Origin of the sequence: Paenibacillus sp. FSL H3-0310 (assembly GCF_038002785.1) — a bacterium.
In the GTDB taxonomy this organism is placed as follows: Bacteria; Bacillota; Bacilli; order Paenibacillales; family Paenibacillaceae; genus Paenibacillus_AQ; species Paenibacillus_AQ odorifer.
Map to the genome: position 1 here is coordinate 908,341 of NZ_JBBODC010000001.1, position 24,281 is coordinate 932,621.

Here is a 24,281-nt window from a genome sequence, read left to right on the forward strand (position 1 = left end):
ATTAAAAAGGAGTGGTGTACATGTCGCGTTTCGGAAAAAAACTGGTTATGGTCGGGATTTGGGCAGGGATTGGCATCCTCTTAGGGATGCAGTTCGGCGGAAGCGGTGGTTCAACAGTCTCTAAGATTCTGCCCGGCTGGAATGCCAGCCCGACTACACCCACCAGTCAAGTAACAGGCATGCAGCCACAGCCACAACTGCAAAAGAATGGTGTGACACAGGGTGGGCAGACTTATGTATATGTGCCAATGGTGATCGATCCTGTCACAGGTGCTTATACGGCCGTCTCTCCTTTGCCTCAAAATAGCAATACAACGCCAGCCGCAGATCCTCCTCAACAAGTTGTGGATGATTATAGTACGAAATCTCCGGAGCAAATTCTAATTCCTGAGGAGCAAAAGCCTACAGTCGATGTTCTGGCAGATAAGACGGCAGGTCTCTTGCAGCAGGCTTCCCAGAAGGGAATCCGCTGGGTAGTTTCATTGTTCGCTTCGGCAGAAAATTAACAGCAAATTTAGAAGAAACGGTTATTTCACGGGATCGTGTATAGCTGTTTCTTTTGTTTTGGGCCAGCGCGGGATTGATGGAGTAAGCTTGTACTGTTATAATAAGTGGATTAATATCAGGCTGTCTGTGGGGGTAAGGAATGACTGACGTTCAGAAAAGACAACAACAAATTCGCAATTTCTCGATTATTGCACATATAGACCATGGTAAATCGACACTAGCTGACCGCATTTTGGAATACACGGGGGCACTAACCACGCGTGAAATGCAGGAACAGGTACTCGATCAGATGGATCTGGAGCGCGAACGTGGTATCACAATAAAGCTGCAAGCCGTGCGTTTAACCTATCGTGCAGACGATGGTGTAGAGTATTATCTCAACTTGATTGATACACCGGGGCACGTCGATTTCACCTATGAAGTTTCCCGCAGTCTTGCAGCATGTGAAGGTGCACTGCTGGTTGTGGATGCGGCTCAAGGAATTGAAGCACAGACACTGGCCAATGTGTATTTAGCACTGGATAACAACTTGGAAATCCTACCTGTGCTCAACAAAATTGATTTGCCAAACGCTGACCCTGACCGGGTAAAGCAGGAGATCGAGGATGTTATCGGGCTGGATACCAGCGAAGCGGTTATGGCATCTGCCAAAGCCGGTATCGGAATCAAGGAAATTCTGGAGCAGGTGGTGAAGCAGGTTCCTGCGCCATCCGGTAATTCAGAAGAGCCGCTTAAAGCATTGATCTTTGACTCTCACTACGATCCTTACAAAGGCGTTATCGTCTATGTGCGCGTAATGGACGGGAAGATCCGTGCGGGTTCGAAGATTAAGATGATGGCAACTGAGAAGACCTTCGAGGTCATTGAAGTTGGCGCATTTATGCCGCGTATGACCATTGTCGATGAATTGAACATCGGTGATGTTGGCTTTATCGTAGCTGGGATCAAGCATGTTGGAGATACCCGTGTCGGTGATACTGTCACTGACGCAAAGAATCCTACTGCTGAGCCGCTTCCAGGTTACCGTAAGATCAACCCGATGGTATATTGCGGGTTGTATCCGATTGAGACCTCCGATTATAACGATCTTCGTGAGGCGCTGGAGAAGCTCCAGTTGAATGATGCTTCGCTAAGCTTTGAGCCGGAAAGTTCAAGCGCACTTGGATTTGGTTTCCGTTGTGGTTTCCTTGGACTCTTGCATATGGAGATCATTCAAGAGCGGATTGAGCGCGAGTTCAATTTGCCGCTAATCACAACAGCGCCGAGTGTTATTTACCGAATTATGTTGACCAATGGCGAAATGATCCAAATCGACAACCCGTCACATTATCCGGAGATCGGTACGATTGACTATATTGAAGAGCCGTATGTTAAAGCAGCGATCATTGTGCCTAACGACTTCGTGGGTACTGTAATGGAGCTGTGCCAGAACAAACGCGGCGAGTTCGTAAATATGGAATATCTAGATACTAATCGTGTAACGATTACGTACGAGATTCCGCTGTCAGAGATCGTTTATGATTTCTTTGATCAGTTGAAATCCGGTACGAAAGGTTATGCTTCTTACGACTATGAAATTTGCGGATACCGTCGTTCGAATCTGGTCAAGATGGATATCTTGCTTAACAATGAGCAGGTCGATGCCTTGTCCTTTATCGTTCACCGCGATCGTGCCTACAACCGCGGACGTATCATTTGTGAGAAGCTGCGGGGGATTATCCCGCGTCAAATGTTCGAAGTGCCGATTCAAGCCTCTGTGGGTACGAAGGTGGTTGCGCGTGAAACCGTTAAGGCGATGCGCAAAAACGTACTTGCTAAATGTTACGGCGGCGATATTTCCCGTAAACGGAAGCTGCTGGAGAAGCAAAAAGAAGGTAAGAAACGCATGAAGCAAGTGGGTAGTGTAGAAGTACCACAAGAAGCGTTTATGGCAGTACTGAAGATCGATGAGTAGAAAATAGGTAGAGCCGGGAGAATATCCCGGCTCTATTTTTTTAAGCAGGAGCAGATTACAATAGGGGGAAGGATTGTAAGCACATACAAAGTGAGGGGAGTCCTCGTGAAGCGATTATATTTGAAACTTACGCCAAGTACCTTTAAGAATCGGATTTTGTTAGCCTTCTTGCTGTTGGTACTAACACCCATTGCCATACTCGTTCTATATAACTTTAAAGAGACAGAACAAATGCTGCAGGATAATGCGGAAACGAAGAACATAGAGCAGCTTATTGGTATTAAGAATGGTTTTGTTGATCTCATGAGTCTCGTGATGAAAACAGGGTCATTACTCGAACAAGATACGACGATTTTATCGATAATGAAGAATCCCGAGCAATCTGATGAAATCACGAGAAAAAAACTCGTTGAAAACAAGTTTGGAGCGATTGAAAATACATTCTTTATGAGTGGAGCGACGGTGTATTATACATTAATCGACCTTCATGGAAACGCATACACTTCCTTTATGCCAAAGGAAACTTTGAGCTACGACGAAATCCAATCAGAGGATTGGGTTCAAGCATTGAAGCGAGAAGGAACGAATCGATATATATGGAATCCGAATGACAAGAATAATGTGGTCCGGGAAAGTACAACAAGTAAGAAAATGCTTAGTCTTTATGAGGTTATGCGTGATAATGGTTTGAATATTTATGCCTATGCAAGATTAAGTATCGATTATGAGGAGTGGTTTACCAGATCAACGTTAGGGAGTAAACAGGAAGGGGCTTTATTTCTACTCGATGCCTTGGGGGGTGTGATGCTTAATCCGCTTAAGGATGAGACTTTTTCCCCTGATATTGCGCAGAGTATTGTGAAGAGTGCCAACCAGCGGCAGACGGGGCGTGCTGCATCCATTGTCGATCCGAAGGAGGAAAGTTTATACACATACAGCTACATCGAGGAGTTAAATGGCTATGTTGTTAAAAAGGTGCAGCTAGCACAGCTATTTCTTGAGGTAGACAAGCAGAAACGACGGTTTTTTGGTGGATTTGGAATCATTCTACTGCTATTTGTTCTATTAACTTATTTCATATCATCGACGATTACAGTACCGCTTAAGAAGCTACAGAAGAAGATGGAAATGACCGCTAAGACGAATCTCAAAATGAAATTACCCGAGCAAGGGCGGGGAGAGATTCTTGCCCTGACTCAGAGTTTCAATATCATGATCCATGATTTAAATGAGCTGTTGCAGCGACTTCAGCTTGAAGAAAAACAGAAGCAATTCGTTCGATTTCAGGTATTACTTTCGCAGATGAACCCGCATTTTCTACTAAATACATTGAATACGATAAAGAGCATTGCCTTAGATAAAGATGATGATGAAATTTATGGAATTTGTGTTGCACTAGGAAAAATATTGGAGACAACCTTAAATACTGAAGTCGATTTGATCCTGTTAAAGGATGAAATCGTACTAATAGAATCTTACATGGAGATACAGCGGCAACGTTTTGGACATGGGATTGAAATTCAATATGATATCAACGAGGAACTGCAATACGCATTAATCCCTAAATTTTGTCTGCAGCCCTTAATTGAAAATAGCTTGATTCACGGCTTCGGTCAGTCTGTAAAACAAGGGAGAATTGATATCTCCGCTAAAGTGACTGAGCAACAGCTGTATCTAAAGGTTAGAGATAACGGCATGGGGATAGAAAGAGCACAGCTGAATAAGGCTATACGGAAACGTAAAGGAATCGGTGTTCAGAATATTAGGGAGAGCTTAGAACTGTTGTTCAAGAATCAACGGACAGGTATGGACATTGTGTCATCAGACACAGGAACTGAAGTGATCATCCATTTTCCATTCCTTATTTCAAAACCTTACGATGGAGGTAAGCTCACATGTGGAGAACGTTAATTGTGGATGATGAACAACCTGCGGTTAAAAGTATACGGAAGCTATTCTTAAAGGCTGGAATCCCGTTTGAAATTATAGGTGAGGCGGAGAATGGAGAAGTAGGCTTGCAAATGATTCGTGAGCTGCAGCCTGATGTGGTAGTGACGGATATCAATATGCCAGTGATGGATGGGGTGAAGCTTCTTCAAATTGCGCGAGAGGAAGGCTTCGACTGCCGGTTTGTAATGTTAACTGCATTGAGTGAATTTGAATACGCCCGGCAGGCGCTCGTATTTGGGGCTTCGGACTACATTTTGAAGTTATCTTTAGATCTCCAAGGTTTGAAGCAGACGATGGGTAAGGTTCAGGCCGAGCTGGAGCGAATGGTGAAGATGAAGAAAGCCGATAAATGGTTTCCTGAGAAGCAACAAACGGGACCGACAGATCATGTGGAGATGAACAAAATTATAGCTTATATTGAAGAACATTATGCTGAGGACATCTCGCTCAAATCCATGTCAGAGTTGATCCGGATGGATGCCAGCTATATAAGTGACTTATTCAAGAAAAAGACAGGGAAAACGTTGACCAATTATATTCAAGAGCGTCGGATTCAGGCTGGGAAAATGCTGCTTGCAGAAACGAAGCTAACAATTAGCGAGATTGGGCAGCAAGTAGGCTTTGAGAACGATAATTATTTTATAAAAATCTTCAAAAAGTGGTGTGGTGTCACGCCAAATGAATTCCGTAAAGAACCAAAAAACGTTCTATAAGTTCCCAAATGTAGTTCATCCCCCAGAATCCGCTCTGATGATAAAGTTATAGATGTAGAGCACAACACATAATCCTTCCAAGGGGGAAGCTATCTATGAAGAAAAAGTGGTATCCTGCATTGCTTTCTGTCTTATTAGCAGGTACGATGCTGGCTGGTTGTGGGAGTGGTGGAAGTAATGAATCGCAGGGCAGTGCAAATGGAGAACCAGCAAAGGAGAAAATAAAGCTTACGATGTGGGGGGCAGTTCCTGCAGAAGCCGGGCCTCAAGCTGTAGTTGATAACTGGAATAAAGATCATCCAGATATTCAAGTCGAGTATATCCGTAATGTAAATGACGATGCAGGCAACTTAAAGCTGGACACTGCTTTGATGACCAATCAAAACATAGACCTTTTCATGAACTACGATCTTGCTCATTTACAGAAACGTATGGATGCAGGCGTTGCCTTGGATCTAAGCACGAAAACAGATTATGATATCGACAGCCAGATCGGCGAGGACGCAGCGATGTGGAAAATCAATGATAAATACTATGGGATTCCTACAAAGAAAAACATGGCGTTTGTATGGTTGAACAAAGATATGCTGGATGCAGCAGGATTACCGATTCCTGCGGTGGACTGGACTTGGTCAGATCTTGAGGAGTATGCGAAGAAGCTAACGAAACCTGGTGTGTACGGATTATTGCAGGCAGATTCCTCCTTCGCAACAACGATGGACGGTACGCTTGCTGGAATGGGTGTGAAACAGGCGGATGGTACTTCAAACTTTGGAAATGATCTCTGGAAACAGCAACTGGAAATATTGCATAACATGATGTTCGTGGACAAATCCACACCGGAATATGGGGAGCAGCTGACCAGTAAAATGCCGGTTGACACCATGTTCCTGCAAGGCAAAGCGGCAATGCTGGCAGCCGGTGAGTTTATTTTCCGCAATGCGAACAACTTGAAGGACTATCCGCATGATTTCAAAACCGCGTTCGCCGCTATTCCAAAAGTGAATAAAGATCAAAAGGATTATAAATATTCGGGCGGTGTGGGCGACATGCTTGCTCTTAATGCAAAGTCCAAGAACCTGGATGCGGCTTGGGAGTTCGCAAAATGGTATGCGGATGGCGGTATGCTGCCAATGGCAAGCGGGGGTCGTATTCCAGCCTCTAAGAGTGTGGACAGTAAGGAAGCGATGAGCCTTCTCTTGAATGGTGTAGAAGACAAATATGATACAGATTCAATGAATAATATTGTATTCGGCAAATTCCCATCCTTCCAGCTAAATGTACCTCAACAAGCCATTGATGCACGTAAAGAAGAGTATGAAAAATACTTCTTAAATAAGCAAGATATTGATACCACGATGAAAAATATGCAAACCCGTTCGCAAGAGTTAATGAAATAAAGAAATAGCTGGCACAAAAGAGAAGGAGGAAGAATTCTTCGTTCTTCTCTTTCGTGTACCCATTTTTCAGCATACGAAAGGCGGCGATACCGTGAAGCGGAGAAGCTGGATGGACAGACAAGGCTGGATCGGCATGACTTTTATTCTCCCGAATATGATTGGTATTCTCTTATTCTTTGTGATTCCTGCAATCTTTTCCTTTGTCCTGATGTTTACGAATTATCAATTTTCAAATCCGAATTGGCAATTTACCGGGCTGGATAATCTCAAACGGTTGTTCCATGACGATAATTTCTATGCCTCGATCAAATATACGGTGATATTCCTGATATCGGTTCCAGTATCGATGGTGCTCGCTTTTATTGTGGCGCTATTTCTAAACCGCAGTGTGTATCTTAAAGGATTATTGCGTGGAATGTTTTTCCTGCCGTATATCTCTAGTGGAGTAGCCGTTGCATTTGTCTGGATGCTGCTATTTCAGCCTTCACAGGGACCCATCAATGAACTGCTTCGCTGGATTGGCATAACATCGCCGCCAGGGTGGTTTGCGGATACGGAAACCGCAATGTATGCCATTGATATCGTACAGATCTGGCTGATGCTTGGCTACAATATGATCATATATTTAGCAGCACTACAGGAAATTTCGACAGAACAGCTGGAAGCTGCCCGGATCGATGGTGCAAGCACATTCAAAACAACATGGAAAATTGTATGGCCTCTTGTTAGTCCAACAACTTTTTTATTAATGATTACCGGATTAATTATGACGATGAAATCGTTCTCGATTATTCAAGCCATTACGGCTGGAGGACCTAGCGGAAGTACGACGGTCTTATCACTATTCGTTTATAAAACAGCATTCAGTTATTACGATATGGGATACGCTTCAGTCATTTCATGGTTCTTGTTCGCCATCATTCTCATCATTACAGTCATTCAGTGGATCGGCCAAAAGCGCTGGGTTCATTACTAAATAACCCTACAAAGTGGTGCTTTGCGGGACCCCGAAACCATAAATTAAAGGAGCAGGCGGTATGAATGAAAAAGCAGGAAACATGAAGGTGAAGCTGCCAGTAACGATCATCATGTTTGTTCTAGGACTATTTATGATTGTGCCTTTTCTATGGATGCTCAGCACATCTTTTCAGACACCTGCCGAGGTGTTTAACGAATGGCTGCCTTCATCTCTCAACTGGAGCAATCATATTCGGGTGTGGACAGGAAGTTATGATTTTGTTCCGTATTATTTAAATTCACTTAAGATATCGATTATTGGGACTGCGGGAGCTGTGTTTCTATCTGCCCTTGCCGCTTACGGATTTTCACGTACTTCGTTTAAAGGGCGGGATGGCCTATTTGTCATATATCTATCCATGATGATGGTTCCACCGCAGGTGCTTTTTGTTCCTAAGTTTATCATGTTTAACTGGGTTGGGATTTACAATACGCATTTGGCCCTAATCCTTCCAGCCATGTTCTCGATCTTCGGTGTATTTATGCTTCGGCAGTTCTTTATGGGCATTCCTAAGGAAATTACGGAATCTGCTTTTCTGGATGGAGCCGGTCATTACAAAATATTTTTCCGCTTAATTCTGCCATTAGCGAAGCCGGCAATCGCTACGTTTGCTATTCTTGATTTCTCCTGGCAATGGAATGATTATGAGAATGCGCTTGTATTTTTGCAGAGCCCTAAGCTATATACCATTCCGCTTGGATTGCAGAATTTTATTCTTGAGAACAATGTGGATTACAACGGGATGATGGCCGCTTCGTCGGCTGCGATCATTCCAATGATTGTTATCTTCTTCATAGGTCAGAAATATATTATTCAAGGGATTTCTAGCTCGGCTGTGAAAGGCTAACTATAGGAGGGATACTGACATGAGAACAGAAACGGTTAAATCCGATGTGACAGTGGTCGGGGGTGGACTTGCAGGGATGAACGCGGCGATTGCTGCAGCACGTCTTGGGTTAAAGGTAGCACTGGTACAGAATCGTCCTGTACTTGGTGGTAACTCGAGTTCAGAGGTTCGGGTATGGGTATGTGGTGCAACAGGACATGGTGTAAATCGCTATGCACGGGAGACAGGCATTATGGGTGAGCTGTTCATCGAGAATCAATACCGGAACCCGGAAGGGAATCCATATCTATGGGATCTAACCTTGCTCGAAGCGGTGAAGGCAGAATCGAATATCAGCTTGTTCCTAAATACCGATGTACGTGAAGTGGAAGCGGAAGGTGAGGCAGAGGAGCGTACGATTCAGAGTGTGACCGGCTGGATGATGGGATCTGAGCGTTTAATCACGTTCGAGAGCGATGCTTTCATCGATTGTACGGGTGATGGTTTAGTGGGCTTCCTAGCAGGAGCGGATTTTCGATTAGGACGTGAAGCCCGTCATGAATTTAATGAGGAATGGGCACCAGAAGTGCCTGATAATATTACATTAGGCAGTACATTATTATTCTATACACAGGATACTGGAAAACCGGTACGTTATGTTGCACCCTCATTCGCGAAGGATATTACAACAACGTCTATCCCGATCCGCCGGGTCATTCGGAGTGGGGATTCAGGCTGTCACTACTGGTGGATTGAGTGGGGCGGCGAGCTTGATACGGTGGATGAGAATGAACGTATACGTGATGAACTATCCTCTGTTATTTATGGGATTTGGGATTACATTAAAAACTCAGGTCATTTTGATGCCGAAAATATGACGCTGGAGTGGGTTGGCTCAATTCCGGGTAAACGTGAATACAGACGGTTTGTTGGCGATACGATCTTAACGCAAAATGATATTCTTGCGCAGCGTGAATTTGCAGACCGGATTGGATTCGGAGGATGGTCGATTGATCTGCATCCACCGCAAGGGATGTACGCAGAAGAGAGTGGCTCCAAGCATCTGCATGCGGACGGGATCTACCATATTCCATTTGGTTCGCTATATTCGAAGAATGTGCGGAATCTATTCTTCGCGGGTCGTAATATCAGTGCATCTCATGTGGCTTTTGGAACCACACGTGTTATGGCAACCTGTGCGATCATGGGTGAAGCAGCTGGAGCAGGTGCAGCTTTATCCGTCATCAAAGGTGTGACCCCACGTGTAATTCGCGAGCATCATATGCATGAATTACAACAGGTGATGTTAAAGCAAGATGCTTCGATTATTGGATTACGTAACGAAGATCCACTGGACCTCGCCAGAAAAAGCGAGATTCATGCATCCAGCACGTTGAATGGTATCCTGCTGGATCGTCCAGCCGAAGCTTATGAGCTTTCTCATGATGTAGGGATTTTGTTTCCGGTTGAAGGAAGTATCCGTGGGTTAAGGCTGCTTGTGTCAGCAACTATTCAGACGCAGCTGACCGTGGAGATATGGACGACTGGACGCGCGGAAAATTACGTGCCGGCGGAGTGCAAACAGGTTGATGTTATACCAGTACAGGCTGGAGAGCAGCAATGGATTGAAGTACCGATACAAGAGGAGAAATGTAGTCTTATCGGTGAATGTAATATCTTCGCTATTATTCGAGCTAATGAACACCTTCAATTGCATATTTCACAAACCTCAATCACAGGTGTCATTACATTTGAGCGCGGTGCTAAATCCGTTGTTGATTCAGCGCTGGAGGATCATCAGCCAGATCAGCCGGTGATAGAGTGGAGCATGAAACAACTTGTACGCAGGCATTTCTGCTTTGCAGTAGAAACATCGGCATATGCTGCATCTAAAGTCATTGATGGATATGTTCGACCTTTCGCGGGGCCGCATAGCTGGGTTTCTGAGCCGATGACCGCGGGTAGATCGGAGTGGGTAGAGGTGCGTCTCCCGGATGCTGCTCCAGTCTCCGAAATCCACTTCACCTTTAATGATGATGTCAATGAAGATCTCATCAACTTACATCACCATGAAACGCCATTTCTAGTGATTCCTGAACTGGTAAAGAACTATGATGTAGAGCTGCTCATTGATGGCGCGTGGCAAGTCATGCTCCGTGTCAAAGATAACCATCGCCGGAAGAATGTTCATCGATTAGAGACGCCTGTCCTTACAGATGCTGTCCGGATCGTTATTCATGAAACTAACGGTGGAGTACATGCCGAACTTGTGGAAATGCGGATTTATCAAGAAGCAACGGCTTTGCCGTCCTTATAGGGACGGTATCCGTTTCTGCGGGAAATACAAAATATATAGGATAACGTAAAACTTATACTTTCTTATATTATAAAATAGAGTTCATTTATAAATGAACGCCCTCGGAGGGAAGCCGTCAGGCTTCCCTTTTCTTGTTTTTTAGATTACACTATTCAAACGATATTTTTATATAAAGGAGACAGCTAATGACAACGAAGACTAATGGCCGTCCCCCTGAGGCTGTATACATTCATATCCCTTTTTGTACCAATAAGTGCTTTTATTGTGATTTCAATTCCTATGTACTCAAGGATCAGCCAGTTATGGATTATCTCGAAGCTTTGGATCGAGAGATGGAGCAGACCGTCAAGAACACCCCTCCGGGTGTTATCAAAACGATCTTCGTCGGCGGAGGCACACCCACTGTTTTAAAACCTGATGAAATGGCTTATTTCTTAAAGTCTGTTCGCACGCATTTCCCAAACTGGGATAAAGATATTGAGTTCTCTATGGAAGCTAACCCTGGAACAACGGATCTGGACAAGCTGACGGTTATGAAAGAAGGCGGCGTGAACCGGGTGAGCTTTGGTGTTCAAGCATTTCAGAACGAGCTGCTCACAGGCATCGGCCGGATTCATAATGTAGATGATGTATACCGGAGCCTAGAGAATGCACGTGCAGTTGGACTAAATAATCTTTCGGTTGACCTGATGTTTGGGCTGCCTAATCAAACTGTTGAGATGTTGGGCGAAAGTATCACCAAGGCGTTGGAGCTGGATCTACCCCACTATTCTATTTACAGCTTGAAGGTGGAGGAGAATACTCTTTTTCACACGCTGTTTAATAAGAACAAACTTCCTCTTCCTAATGAAGAAGATGAATTGCAAATGTACCTCCTGTTGATGTCCTCTATGAAGGAAGCGGGTTACAATCAATACGAGATCAGTAACTTCGCGAAACCAGGAATGGAGAGCCGCCATAATATCACCTACTGGCGTAATGAAGATTATTATGGTCTAGGAGCAGGAGCGCATGGATATGTGGGACGTCAGCGGCATATTAATGTTAAGGGCGTAAATCCATATGTAGAAGCCACACGTAAAGGGCTGCCACGACTGGATGCATACCCAATCTCAGAAGCAGAAGCGATGGAAGACTTTATGATGGTCGGCTTGCGTATGCATGAGGGCGTCTCTAATGAAGCTTTTCAGGCGCAATTCGGGCGTTCAATAGAGGAAGTATTCGAGAAATCCTTGCATAAAATGCTGCATGCAGGGCTGTTGGAACAAGAAGCAGGGGTTTACCGACTCAGCAAGCAAGGAATCTTGTTTGGGAACGATGTTTTTGCTGAATTTGTAGGCGCCCTGACAGAAGTTTAATTTTAAAATACCCCTTGAATTGTAATTCACTCTGTTGTATATTTATTCATATTATCAACAGAGGGGTGAACCAAAGTGCTTGCCAAGACGGAAATGATTCGCCATTCGTCTCCAGCGGGAGACGCACAGGTGATTTGTAGAAATGCTGTGGTAGAAGACGTTGAGCCATTGTATCTAATGATAGAAGAGTATGCCCAGCGCGGCATCATGTTGCCCCGTTCCCGGCAGGCGCTGACACGCCAGATCGATCAATTCGTAGTTGCCGAAATCGAAGGCAGATTCGTAGGCTGTGGTTCACTTTTCAAGCTCGGGAATGATCTCGTAGAGATTCGTTCAATTGGATTGAATGATGAAGGTAAGGGTAAAGGCGTAGGCTCCATGATATTGGCGAAGCTGGTCGAGGAAGCTAGGAACCAGAAAATCCCAAAGGTTATGGCACTAACCTATGCTGTTGATTTTTTTCTTAGAAATGGATTTGAAGTTGTCCAGAAAGAGATTTTCCCTGAAAAAGTATGGACAGATTGCGTGAATTGTAAAAAGCAGCATGCATGCGATGAAATAGCAGTACTTAAGATACTGAACTGACTTGACAATGTCAATGTCAGTTTGGTATTTTTGTATTAGTGGTTAGCACTCATCTGAGTCGAGTGCTAACGAATCGGAGCCACAGCCGATAGGAGGGAATAACATGTTAACTGATCGCCAGAGAATGATACTAAATGCAATTGTGGATGATTATATTTCATCGGCAGAGCCAGTAGGATCTCGCAGCATTTCTAAACGGGGAGATGTAGGATACAGTCCGGCTACGATTCGAAATGAAATGGCTGACCTGGAGGATTTAGGTTATCTCGAGCAGCCTCATACATCGGCGGGAAGAATTCCTTCCCATAAAGGATACCGATATTATGTGGATCATTTGGTACCGTGGAATTCCGCCGAAACGGCAGAAATGGGCACGATCCGCGCTTTTTTTGCCGAGAAGCTAAATGCAATGGAGCAGGTAATCCAACATGCGGCGATGATTCTTTCCAATATGACGAATTATACTTCCATCCTGCTGGGACCGGAGGTTTTTCATACTTCATTGCGTCATTTTCAGTTGTTACCACTAGATGATACAACCGCTGTGGCCATTATCGTCACAAGTACGGGGCAAGTTGAGAATCGTACGGTGAACATTCCGCCGGAGATTTCTGTTTCCGAGATGGAGAAAGTGGTTAACCTACTGAATAGTAAACTGGTCAATGTACCACTCTATAAGCTGAAGACTCGGCTCTATTCCGAGCTTGGCGAAGAAATGCAGCGTCACATCTCACATTATGAAGAATTAATGCAGGTGCTGGACACCGCGCTGGAAAGCGATCAAGAGCAGCGCATCTATCTCAGCGGAGCAACGAATATGCTGACACAGCCTGAGTTCAAAGACGTAGACAAGGTGAAGAGTATTCTTGATCTGCTGGAAGAGACACCGACACTGCTCAAAATGCTAGCCCCTACAGTGGGTGGCACAGGTATTCAAGTACGAATAGGAACAGAAAACAATCACGAAGCGTTCGCTAACTGTAGTCTGATCACCGCCACTTATTCACTTGATGGGCAGGCACTAGGAAGCATTGGGATCCTTGGGCCGACCCGTATGGAATATGCAAGAGTGATGGGGATCTTGGGCATTTTATCCCGAGATTTGACAGCGATGCTGGCGCACTGGTATAAGTGAACAGAGTCAACATGATTTCGTGAATGATTTTAAGGAGGTGAAGACAACTTGAAAAAGGAACAAGTTCAAGATTCTAATGAATTCAAAGAGGAATTGATCAATGAGGAGCCTGTAGCTGAAGTAGTCTCAGATGCCGACTCATTTACAGCTGAAAACGTTAGTGAAGGTGCTTCAGATACAGGTGCTGAGGTGAAACGCCTACAGGATCTTGCTGATGAATATCAAGGTCGTGCACTGCGTGCACAAGCTGATTTTGATAACTTCCGTCGTCGTACCCAGAAGGAAAAAGAAGAGTTGGCTCAATATGCTACCTCCAAGCTCCTGACGGAATTGCTTTCCGTGCTGGACAATTTCGAGCGTGCGTTAGTCACTACTCCAGCTAATCCTGAATCCGAAGCTTTCGCGAAGGGCGTTAATATGATTTTCCGTCAGCTGGATGGGGTATTGAAGGCTGAGGGGCTTACAGCTATGGAAACAGTAGGACAGCCTTTTAATCCTGAATACCATCAGGCTATTATGCAGGTTGAGAGCGAGGAGTACGAAGAGGGTATCGTTACAGAAGAGGTTCAAAAGGGATATCTTCTGAAAGATAGAGTTCTTCGTCCGGCCATGGTCAAAGTCAGCATGTAGTCTGTCTATATAGGACGGGCAGTTTCTGCTCGCCATAAAGCAGCAGTGCTTTTGCCTACTATTTATCCGATTGCAGGCTGTTGCCCGGATAGTTTATTATCAATCGAATTTTTTTGATATTTTTATAAATTTATTGAGCTTAGGCTCCATATAACTTTAGAGGAGGCAAATTATTGTGAGTAAAGTTATCGGTATTGACTTAGGAACCACGAACTCTTGCGTTGCCGTTATGGAAGGCGGCGAAGCCGTAGTAATTCCAAACCCAGAAGGCGCGCGTACAACCCCTTCGGTTGTAGGCTTTAAGAAAGACGGCGAGCGTATCGTCGGTGAAACGGCTAAACGCCAAGCGATTACTAACCCTGATCGTACGATCAGCTCTGTTAAACGTCACATGGGTACTAACCACAAAGAAAGCATTGATGGTAAAGACTACTCCCCACAAGAAATTTCGGCAATGATTCTGCAAAAGCTGAAATCCGATGCAGAGGCTTATCTTGGCCAAACTGTTACTCAAGCAGTTATCACTGTTCCTGCTTATTTTAATGACAGCCAACGTCAAGCTACCAAAGATGCAGGTAAAATTGCAGGTTTGGAAGTTCTGCGTATTGTGAACGAGCCAACAGCAGCAGCTTTGGCATATGGTCTGGAGAAATCCGAAGATCAAACCATTCTAGTCTATGACCTTGGTGGCGGTACTTTTGACGTATCCATCCTTGAACTTGGTGATGGCTTCTTCGAAGTAAAAGCTACAAGCGGCGACAACAAGCTGGGTGGCGACGACTTTGACCAAGTGGTTATGGATTACCTGGTATCCGAATTCAAAAAAGAGCAAGGCATTGATCTGAGCAAAGATAAATCTGCTGTACAACGTTTGAAAGATGCAGCTGAAAAAGCGAAAAAAGAATTGTCAGGCGTACTGACAACAACTGTATCGCTTCCGTTCATCACTGTGGTTGACGGCGTACCTCAGCACTTAGAGATCAACTTGACTCGTGCGAAATTTGATGAACTGACTGCTGGTCTGGTAGAACGTACTTTGGGACCAACTCGTCAAGCATTGTCTGATGCTGGCATGACCCCTGCAGACCTTACTAGAATCGTTCTGGTTGGTGGTTCTACACGTATCCCAGCTGTACAAGATGCTATCAAAAAGCTTACTGGCAAAGAACCACACAAAGGTGTGAATCCGGATGAAGTAGTAGCTCTTGGTGCTGCTGTTCAAGCGGGTGTATTGACTGGTGATGTTAAAGACGTTGTATTGCTTGATGTAACTCCGCTTTCCCTGGGTATTGAAACTGCAGGTGGCGTGTTCACGAAGATGATCGAGCGTAATACTACGATTCCTACAAGCAAATCCCAAGTATTCTCAACCTTTGCTGACAACCAACCTAGCGTAGAGATTCACGTGCTGCAAGGTGAGCGTCAAATGGCAAATGGCAACAAGACACTGGGACGCTTCATGCTGAACGAGATTCCACCAGCACCACGTGGCGTGCCACAAATCGAAGTTTCTTTCGATATTGATGCCAACGGTATCGTAAATGTATCTGCAACAGATAAAGGCACGAACAAGAGCCAAAAAATCACTATCACTTCTTCCAGCGGCCTGAGCGACGCAGAAGTAGAACAAATGATGAAGGATGCCGAGCTTCACGCTGAGGAAGACCGTAAGCGTAAAGAACTGGTGGAAGCGAAGAACGGTGCTGACCAACTCGTGTATTCTACTGAAAAAGTAATTAAAGACCTTGGCGATAAAGCTGATGCTTCTGATGTTGAAAAAGCAAATGAAGCTAAAGATAAAGTTAAAGCAGCACTTGAAACTGACAATCTTGAAGAAATCAATGCAGCTACAGAAGCATTGACTGAGATTGTACAACAGTTGTCCATGAAGCTGTACGAACAAGCTGCTCAAGCTGAGCAAGGTGCTGAAGGTGGCGCTGGAGCCGCTGAAGGCGCTCCTAAAAAAGATAATGTAGTTGACGCTGACTATGAGGTTGTTGACGAAGATAAGAATCAAGGGTAACCTTATACGATAAGTGTAATAGGAAACTGATAAATTCTTATATAGTTAAGAAGGGAAGGTCAAAACCGGGTCATCCCGTGTTTTGACTTTCCTTTTGTAATATCAGATTGCACACTCTTTGCGAATGCGCCTTCTGATATTGTAAGAATAAACATCGCTGAATCTGGATGGTCAGATCCTGAGGTTTTATCGTATAATGGTTTGTTTGACAGGTAATAAGGAATTTGAGTATGTATGCACGGAGGTGAAAGCAGTGGCAGATAAACGCGATTATTATGAAGTGCTTGGCCTTAGTAGAGATGCTTCAGACGATGAGGTGAAAAAAGCGTACCGGAAATTGGCGCGCCAATATCACCCAGACGTGAATAAAGCAGATGACGCTGAAGCTAAGTTTAAGGAAGTAAAAGAAGCTTATGATGTTCTTAGTGATGGACAGCAGCGAGCTAGATATGACCAATATGGTCATATTGACCCTAACCAAGGTATGGGCGGCTTCGGAGGCGGCGGTGGTGGCGACTTCGGAGGACTTGGCGATATCTTTGATATGTTCTTTGGAGGCGGCGGACGCCGTGATCCTAACGCACCGCAGCGCGGTGGGGATTTGCAGTATACCATGACCATTGAATTCAAGGAAGCGGTATTCGGCAAAGAAACCGATATTACTATTCCACGTACAGAAACTTGCGATACCTGCTACGGCTCCGGGGCTAAACCGGGCACTAAACCAGAGACTTGTTCCGTATGTCATGGTAGTGGACAACAGGAATTCGTACAGAATACACCGCTTGGACAGATGCGTAATCGTCGTCCTTGTTCACATTGCAGTGGTACAGGTAAGATTATTAAGGAAAAATGTACGACTTGCGCCGGACAGGGTAAGGTTAAAAAGCAACGCAAGATCCATGTGCGTATCCCGGCCGGTGTTGATGACGGTGCACAGCTGCGCATGACTGGCGAAGGCGAAGGCGGCTTACGCGGCGGTCCTGCTGGAGACTTGTATATTGTTATCCGTGTCAAATCGCATGATTTCTTCGTGCGTGAGAACGATGATATTATGTGCGAGGTTCCGCTTACGTTTGCACAGGCAGCACTTGGTGATGAGATTGAAATTCCAACCTTAACCGAAAAAGTGAAGCTGAAGATTCCTGCCGGAACGCAAACAGGCACTTTCTTCCGCCTCAAAGGTAAAGGTGTTCCACGTCTGCGTGGATCTGGCCAAGGTGATCAGCATGTACGGGTAATTGTTGTGACACCTAGCAAGCTCAATGAAGAGCAAAAAGAATTGCTACGCCAGTTCGCTTCTCTGAACGGAGAAAACACACATGAGCACGAGCAGTCCTTCTTTGATCGTGTGAAACGTGCGTTTCGCGGGGACTGATATCCTAACTCATTCATTCAGTAAATGAATAGAAAAAGACAGCAGAGCAGCGACCTCCCGTTATTGGGGGATCGCTGCTCTGCGTTTTTGTCCAGGCATGAGATTAGGGCAGGGCCAGTTAACTAACCTCATGCAAATCTTTGGAGGAGCTGTGATGCTTGAACCTGCGAAATTCTGCGTGTTTGGCTAACTCGGCCAATCCCGTAACCTCCGTAAACCTGGTAACCCCGGTGACCCCGGTGACCCCGACAAGCCCGGCAACCGCGAACCGCGAACCGCGAACCGCGAACCGCGAACCGCGAACCGCGAACCCCGAACCCTTAACCTTGGAACCCCCGACTGGTCTCCAGCTTTTTTAAACACACTAAATGCTTTGAATTATCTACGTGGGCTTGCGGACCCAGAAGACGCTATTTGCAAATTTATCGCCTTTTGAGCGAAGTTTCGGACTCCAGTGCAGCTATTGCTCAGAAAAGTGCTCATGATTGGTGTTTTTCGTGCTAATAGCGACTATGGGGTCCGTTGGCATGGAAAATGTCGCATAATTCAGTGTTTAAGTGCAACTGTGTCCGATAGCGCTGAGAATAATCATCCGAGTGGATAGGACCCAAAAGACGCTGGAGGCATACGGACCCAGTTGACGCTATTTGCAAATTTATCGCCTTTTGAGCGAAGTTTCGGACTTCAGTGCAGCTATTGCCCAGAAAAGTGCTCATATTTGGTGTTTTACGTGCTAATAACGACTATGGGGTCCGTTGGCATGGCAAAAGTCGCATAAATCAGCGTTTAAGTGCAACGGTGTCCGATAGTGCCGAGCATAATCTTCTGCGTGGATAGGACCCAGAAGAGGCTGGAGGCATACGGACCCAGATGACGCTATTTGCAAATTTATCGCCTTTTGAGCGAAGTTTCGGACTCCAGTGCAGCTATTGCTCAGAAAAGTGCTCATATTTGGTGTCTTTCGTGCTAATAGCGACTATGGGGTCCGTTGGCATGGCAAAAGTCGCATAAATCAGCGTTTAAGTGCAACGGTGTCCGATAGTGCCGAGCATAATCTTCTGCGTGGATAGGACCCGGAAGACGCTGGAGGCATACGGACCCAGATGACGCTATTTGCAAATTTATCGCCTTTTGAGCGAAGTTTCGGACTTCAGTGCAGCTATTGCCTAGAAAAGTGCTCATGATTGGTGTTTTTCGTGCTAATAGCGACTATGGGGTCCGTTGGCATGGCAAAAGTCGCATAATTCAGCGTGTAAGTGCAACTGTGTCCGATAGCGCTGAGAATAATCATCTGAGTGGATAGGACCCAGAAGACGCTGGAGGCATACGGACCCAGCTGACGCTGGAGGCATACGGACCCAGCTGACGCTATTTGCAAATTTTTCTCCTTTTGAGCGAAGTTTCGGACTCCAGTGCAGCTATTGCCTAGTAACACGCTCATATTTGGTGTCTTTCGTGCTAATAGCGACTATGGGGTCCGTTGGCATGGCAAATAGCGCATAATCCAGTGTTTAAGTGCAACTGTGTCCGATAGTTGCCTCGTATGCGCCCAGATGTGACCTTAAGACGAGAAAGCCCCAGCAGCCAAATGGCTGCTGGGGCTTTCTTTGAGAGTTCAACTAGATACTGTTTAAGAACGTAGGTCCTCAAACACACGGCTCAGAATCGTTGCTGCTTGTGCACGAGTCAGAGTGCCTTGTGGATTGAAGTTGTCCGCACCAACGCCCTTGAGATAACCTTTGCTTACAGCATAGGCTACGGCGTTACGTGCTTCTGCAGCGATGTTGTCGGCATCCTTAAAGCTCAAAGGAGTCTTAGCTACTGTAAGATCAGCGCCTAGGGCCTCAGCTATGATAAGGGCTGCTTCTTCGCGAGTCAGCACATCGCGTGAACCACTTTGTTTGATACGAGTATTCCATGTGTCACCTTTTCCGAGTAGACGGTCGAAGAGCGTTAACAGTTCCGCTTGATTTAAGGTGTCAGCAGGTTTGAAGCTGCCATCGGTTCCTTTGCCGGCAATGATGCCATGAGCAGCAAGAACTTCGATATCGCCTTTAGCCCAGTGTGTGCCGATATCCTTGAAGCTTACATTACGGGATGCCACGCTATAAGAGCCGTCGCCAGTAACTGTAAACTGTAGAATACCTTCTTTAGAGAAAGATCCAGGTTGCAGATAGGACCATTTATGATCCTTTGTTTCTGCATAGGCGGCAGTTTTTCGAGCATCACGTAGACTGCTGTCTTTTAGATTAAGCTGAAGGGTAACCGGCTTTCCGGTTGTCCAACCATTTTTGATGGTAAGAATGGAAGAACCAATATTGATCGCAGCTGAGCTTCCTGATAACACTGCTGCATCACTAGCATCAGCCAGACTTATCGTAAGCAACAAACCACTGCTGCTAATGAAATCCGGAAGGGTTGCCGCTGGAATAAGAACATTGAATCCATTACCGTTAAGGCTGAGTGCATTCTCCGATTTCTTCAACTGTTCAGCTTGCGCCGGGGTAAGCGTAATAACGACTTGGCTATACTTATTGAAATTCACATCGCTAAGATCAAGTACAGAAGTCTTATCTTTTGCATTCTGAATCGAATTTGTTAATGCAGTATCTAAGATATTAAACACCGCTGAAGCTTTACCACCAGCTGGATCGGCTGTCTCTACTAGCTTCCCGGATTTCGAAGAAGGTCCAGGAGTGGGAGTGCTGGTTGCTGTAGGTACATACGACTCAGAAGATGGAGGCGATGTAGGCGATGGTGTTGGTGTCGGTGTTGGTGTTTCTGTTGGATCTGGCGTTGCTGATGGTGTTGGCGTTGGCGTTGGCGTTGGTGTCGGTGTCGGTGTCGGTGTCGGCGTTGGTGTAGGTTTTTCAGGTGTGTTTACAGTTACACTTACTGTTCTCAAACCAGATGGGATAGTTGATGTTGTGGCATCATTCCAAATCTGGACATCATATAGCTCAAAGGAATAATCTCCTGCTGTTGCTGGTTCGAAGGTTATTTGGGCTAGTGAGCCAGAGCCGTGATAAGCACCTCCTGACAGATTGACACTATATTGTGTCAGTTTGTGGCCGTCTCCAAGATCATACGTTTGTGAATATTCTGTAAGTGGAACACTAGAGAAATGCTCCTCTTGATACGTAACCAGTTGTACGCTTGGCTGGATTACCGGTGTTTCAAGGGAATCATCGTATATGACACCGAATGAAGCCCCATAGACGCCATAAACCTCGTCTGTCACGGAATAATCTAAATCAACGGTCACAGATTGTCCTACTTCAATGGTGGATGCAGAAAGAGCCGGAGTTACTGTGAAAGTACCGTCCCCTGTGCTATAAAGCAGCCGCTGTACGTAATCATCGTCGTCTGCACCATTGCCTACTTTATCGACCACATGGACTTTGTACTCATTTAGCCCCTCGTTAACAGGAACATCAATGGTAAAGGCACCGTTATTTGCAATCACACCGCCAAATTTATAAGCATTCCCATCATAATGTTTGCCTTCGGCATATACGGTAAACCAGTTTCCAATAGGGTTTGTATTAGAAATATAATAGGCCATTAGGTCATCATCAATGAAGCCACTAATTTGTGCCACGCCAGGATCGGTTGGCGCTTCGCGTTCATACTCCTCAATGGTGATGCCGGAAACTAGCGGCTTCTCGGTATCAATTGTGAACTCGGCCTTTTGTTTCTCGAGCAGTTGCCCATTGGGAAGCACAGGAATGATGTAGTAGTGACCATCTGCTAAAGTAGACTTGGCGGAGGTCTCCAGGTCTGTTAATGTTCCATCCCAATTTGGAACTTCGTATACACCACGATAGATCTTCTCATCGATCGCATAAACTTCACCTAAAACTGTTGCAGGAGCATCTTTTGAAGAGGCAACGAAACTTATGCCTTCCAGCTCTTCATTGACAGAAAAGGAAAAGGTGGTGTCGTCTGAGCGACCATCACCATTAGGTGAAATTTGTGGACTTTCAAAAGAGAGCTGATTAATAGGTGCTACATTAAATTGGTCACCTACAACAACGTTAAATGGCAGACGAAGGATTTCTGTACCAGAGGTAAGTAACAGGATGCCTTCATATGCGCCCTCTTTTGCTGTTTTAGATACATTGAGTGTAAATTGTGCATATTGATCTGCCCCTGAGGTAACGCTGTTTGGTGCAAAATCAATACTAATATCAGTAGGAGCTTCTGTCAGCCATTTGGTTGACAGGGTGTATGTTTCTCCATTCCCTTTAAAGTCCTCTACATAGACAGCTTTCGTTACAGTAACACCCTTTGGCTGTAAGCCGAAGGATAAGGAACCTGTGTAATAAGGAATTTCAACAGTACCCGGAAGACCGCTGTTAAGGATCTCACCGACTTTAGCAATGGATTTAGCGTTTATCGACTTCTCCAGATTAATTAAACCTGCACCTTGTTGGTACAAGGAGTAAGAATTCCCATCACGGTTAAAAATAGGATCAGCATTGTTCATCAGCAGAGCTTTAATTTCATTTGGCTTCAGATCAGAGTTTTTACTCAGTAACAAAGCCACAGCTCCTACAACATGTGGGGTTGCCATGCTAGTGCCATTTTTTAAGCCGAAAGCATGGTCATAGTTCCCATCCCAGCTAGGGATCGTCGAGTTGATATTGACTCCGGGCGCTACAACATCAGGTTTTATTAGATAATCGGGCATCCCTGGACCCATAGAACTGAAGTTTGCTAACTGATTTACTTCAAGCGCTATATAGTAACTGATTATATCTTTAGCAGCAGCCATCTGAGTTTTTATTTTTTTGCCATCGGCTTGACTGATTCCGTAGGTAGGAATGTAATCCCCAGGCGCACCAAGGGTGGGGCTGATTTCACCAGGCTCATTATTGGCAATCAGCAAAAGCTTCGCACCAGCAGCTTTGGCATTAAGAGATTTGTCTGAGAAGCTCAGCGAGCCCCGATCAACAAGCACTACCTTATCTTTGACATCCAGATTTTTGTAATCGGAAGGACTCCCAAGACCAGCGAAAACGATCTTACTGCCAGCAATATTATCGATTAAATCTGGGGAGTAACTGGCTAATGTCCCGGGAATCTTTTTAACATCACCAATATCAAAGAAAGGGGTATTTATCGGAGTAGTAGAAGCTCCAACACTAAGCGCGAGTTGGGCACCAGCGGGCTCGCCCAGTGTTCCTGCATCCGGTCCAGCGTTACCGGCGGCAATAATAACGTTCACGCCCGATTTTACGGTATTGTCTATCGCGATTGAACTCGCGGAATAGCTTTGGTTGACACTAGAGCCTAGAGATAGGTTAATAACATCTGCTCCGTCATCGACCGCTTTCTCAATACCCGCAATTACATCCGCTGTGGAACCAGATCCATAGGGACCAAGTACGCGATACGCATACAATTCTACCTCAGGTGCCACATCTAAAATTGTCCCGGCAACGTGTGTACCATGCGAGGTTTCGTAAGGAGTACCTGCTCTTGGAGGGAAGTTAGCATCAGGGGCTGTTTCAGCCGGATCGTCATCCTGATCATATACATCATAGCCGCCTTTATAATTATCTTTTAACAAAGGGTGATTCTTATCAATACCAGTATCGACAACAGCTACCTGTATATCTTTGCCTGTGTAACCTAAATCATGTAGTTTGTCCGCGCCTATTAGCTTACCGCTGTCTGAATAGGAACGTGTAACAGGTAATGTCGCCACTTCAACACTGTCTGCTAGTGCATGTACTTCTTCATTTGGATAGATAGCCGCAACGCCTGGAAGCTCTAACAGCTTGTTTACTTGATTGGCTGGCAGCGTAATGGAATACCCGTTAAAAATCTCACTGTATTCAAAACCGATATCGGCATCGATTTTCTGTGTTGAGGAAATAAAGCTTTTATGCTCTGTGATAATTTTACTGCGTTGTGAGGAGACTGAGGATCGTAAAGAATAAGTTTTTGCCTCATTTACATACACACTGACTGGTTTATTAGTCAATTCCACAATTACTGAAACTGGTGCTGAACCTTTGAGTACTCCAGCATAGTTATGAGGGGTCACACTTTGAGATTGTACATCAGTAACCAGGGTTGAAGATTCAAGGGATGAGTTCGCAAATGCAGCTGATGGAAAAAGAACAGACACAGCCAGTCCGAAGCTTGCCGCTCCAATACCAAATCTTTGAATAGAGTGTTTAAAGGTACGTTTCAAATAAGTTCATCCTCCCAAATGAATTTTTTTGTATTGCAATGTGTCTGTGGTTCTCCTCCTCAAAATAAAATGTAAAAAATTATGAAAATTAAATTTATTCTACAGCTATAACTTCAAATCGAATATACAACTTTAGTACCATATTGCAGCGAAGCGTTGAGGAAAATGTCGAATTCCCAGTAGATAAGTGGAATATAAGAAAATCAGAGCATAAAACAAGTGAAATTAAGACAATATAAATGAATGCAACAGATGTCTGAATTTCAAGCGAGAGCGGGGATA

At 45.0% G+C, this 24,281-nt stretch carries 15 protein-coding genes; 14 read left to right on the top strand and 1 reads right to left on the bottom strand.

Features of this window, described 5'->3' with window-relative positions:
• The first annotated feature begins 20 nt into the window (after window positions 1-20).
• The 14 genes from MHH63_RS04135 (at window position 21) to dnaJ (ending at window position 17,794) form a co-directional block, all read left to right on the top strand.
• A complete protein-coding gene (locus MHH63_RS04135; protein WP_076185487.1) occupies window positions 21-506 on the top strand; it encodes a hypothetical protein in 486 nt (161 codons plus the stop codon).
• Between the two features lie 140 nt (window positions 507-646).
• Window positions 647-2,461, top strand: a complete 1,815-nt coding sequence (gene lepA / locus MHH63_RS04140) for a translation elongation factor 4 (RefSeq protein WP_036677511.1) — start codon at window positions 647-649, stop codon at window positions 2,459-2,461.
• A 105-nt stretch (window positions 2,462-2,566) separates the two neighbouring features.
• Window positions 2,567-4,372 (top strand): sensor histidine kinase, encoded by a 1,806-nt coding sequence (locus MHH63_RS04145; RefSeq protein ID WP_248549491.1) that lies wholly within the window; start codon window positions 2,567-2,569, stop codon window positions 4,370-4,372.
• Window positions 4,357-5,124, top strand: a complete 768-nt coding sequence (locus MHH63_RS04150; protein WP_076141556.1) for a response regulator transcription factor — start codon at window positions 4,357-4,359, stop codon at window positions 5,122-5,124. The genes MHH63_RS04145 and MHH63_RS04150 overlap by 16 nt, the downstream gene beginning before the upstream one ends.
• A gap of 95 nt (window positions 5,125-5,219) precedes the next feature.
• Window positions 5,220-6,524: an ABC transporter substrate-binding protein gene (locus MHH63_RS04155; protein ID WP_341171235.1), complete on the top strand. Its 1,305-nt coding sequence runs from the start codon at window positions 5,220-5,222 to the stop codon at window positions 6,522-6,524.
• A gap of 91 nt (window positions 6,525-6,615) precedes the next feature.
• Complete coding sequence (locus tag MHH63_RS04160) at window positions 6,616-7,500, top strand: carbohydrate ABC transporter permease (protein WP_341171236.1); 885 nt, start codon at window positions 6,616-6,618, stop codon at window positions 7,498-7,500.
• A 61-nt stretch (window positions 7,501-7,561) separates the two neighbouring features.
• A complete protein-coding gene (locus MHH63_RS04165) occupies window positions 7,562-8,389 on the top strand; it encodes a carbohydrate ABC transporter permease (RefSeq protein WP_076129699.1) in 828 nt (275 codons plus the stop codon).
• A gap of 19 nt (window positions 8,390-8,408) precedes the next feature.
• Complete coding sequence (locus MHH63_RS04170) at window positions 8,409-10,685, top strand: FAD-dependent oxidoreductase (RefSeq protein ID WP_341171237.1); 2,277 nt, start codon at window positions 8,409-8,411, stop codon at window positions 10,683-10,685.
• A gap of 185 nt (window positions 10,686-10,870) precedes the next feature.
• Window positions 10,871-12,043 carry a radical SAM family heme chaperone HemW gene (gene hemW, locus MHH63_RS04175; protein WP_076141559.1) on the top strand — a complete coding sequence of 391 codons (1,173 nt, stop codon included), beginning with the start codon at window positions 10,871-10,873 and terminating at the stop codon, window positions 12,041-12,043.
• A gap of 93 nt (window positions 12,044-12,136) precedes the next feature.
• The gene (locus MHH63_RS04180) at window positions 12,137-12,628 is read left to right on the top strand and encodes an N-acetyltransferase (RefSeq protein WP_051490987.1); all 492 of its coding nucleotides are present in this window, start codon (window positions 12,137-12,139) and stop codon (window positions 12,626-12,628) included.
• Window positions 12,629-12,731: 103 nt separating this feature from the next.
• Window positions 12,732-13,763, top strand: coding sequence for a heat-inducible transcriptional repressor HrcA (gene hrcA, locus MHH63_RS04185; RefSeq protein WP_036677493.1), 1,032 nt, complete (start codon window positions 12,732-12,734; stop codon window positions 13,761-13,763).
• 48 nt (window positions 13,764-13,811) lie between these two features.
• Entirely contained in the window at window positions 13,812-14,393 is a 582-nt protein-coding gene (gene grpE, locus MHH63_RS04190) for a nucleotide exchange factor GrpE (protein WP_036677491.1), read from the top strand.
• Window positions 14,394-14,568: 175 nt separating this feature from the next.
• A complete protein-coding gene (gene dnaK, locus MHH63_RS04195) occupies window positions 14,569-16,416 on the top strand; it encodes a molecular chaperone DnaK (protein WP_036677488.1) in 1,848 nt (615 codons plus the stop codon).
• A gap of 253 nt (window positions 16,417-16,669) precedes the next feature.
• A complete protein-coding gene (dnaJ, locus tag MHH63_RS04200; RefSeq protein ID WP_036677487.1) occupies window positions 16,670-17,794 on the top strand; it encodes a molecular chaperone DnaJ in 1,125 nt (374 codons plus the stop codon).
• Between the two features lie 1,630 nt (window positions 17,795-19,424).
• On the opposite strand, the gene MHH63_RS04205 is transcribed toward dnaJ, so the two are convergent.
• Window positions 19,425-23,999 carry a S8 family serine peptidase gene (locus MHH63_RS04205; protein ID WP_341171238.1) on the bottom strand — a complete coding sequence of 1,525 codons (4,575 nt, stop codon included), beginning with the start codon at window positions 23,997-23,999 and terminating at the stop codon, window positions 19,425-19,427.
• Window positions 24,000-24,281: the final 282 nt, after the last annotated feature.

Excerpts from the sequence above, each read along its gene's own strand:
- MHH63_RS04180 (WP_051490987.1), top strand. The coding sequence starts at position 12,137 with ATGATTCGCCATTCGTCTCCAGCGGGAGACGCACAGGTGATTTGTAGA.
- hrcA (WP_036677493.1), top strand. The coding sequence starts at position 12,732 with ATGTTAACTGATCGCCAGAGAATGATACTAAATGCAATTGTGGATGAT.
- lepA (WP_036677511.1), top strand. The coding sequence starts at position 647 with ATGACTGACGTTCAGAAAAGACAACAACAAATTCGCAATTTCTCGATT.
- MHH63_RS04135 (WP_076185487.1), top strand. The coding sequence starts at position 21 with ATGTCGCGTTTCGGAAAAAAACTGGTTATGGTCGGGATTTGGGCAGGG.
- MHH63_RS04170 (WP_341171237.1), top strand. The coding sequence starts at position 8,409 with ATGAGAACAGAAACGGTTAAATCCGATGTGACAGTGGTCGGGGGTGGA.
- MHH63_RS04155 (WP_341171235.1), top strand. The coding sequence starts at position 5,220 with ATGAAGAAAAAGTGGTATCCTGCATTGCTTTCTGTCTTATTAGCAGGT.
- hemW (WP_076141559.1), top strand. The coding sequence starts at position 10,871 with ATGACAACGAAGACTAATGGCCGTCCCCCTGAGGCTGTATACATTCAT.
- MHH63_RS04165 (WP_076129699.1), top strand. The coding sequence starts at position 7,562 with ATGAATGAAAAAGCAGGAAACATGAAGGTGAAGCTGCCAGTAACGATC.
- MHH63_RS04150 (WP_076141556.1), top strand. The coding sequence starts at position 4,357 with ATGTGGAGAACGTTAATTGTGGATGATGAACAACCTGCGGTTAAAAGT.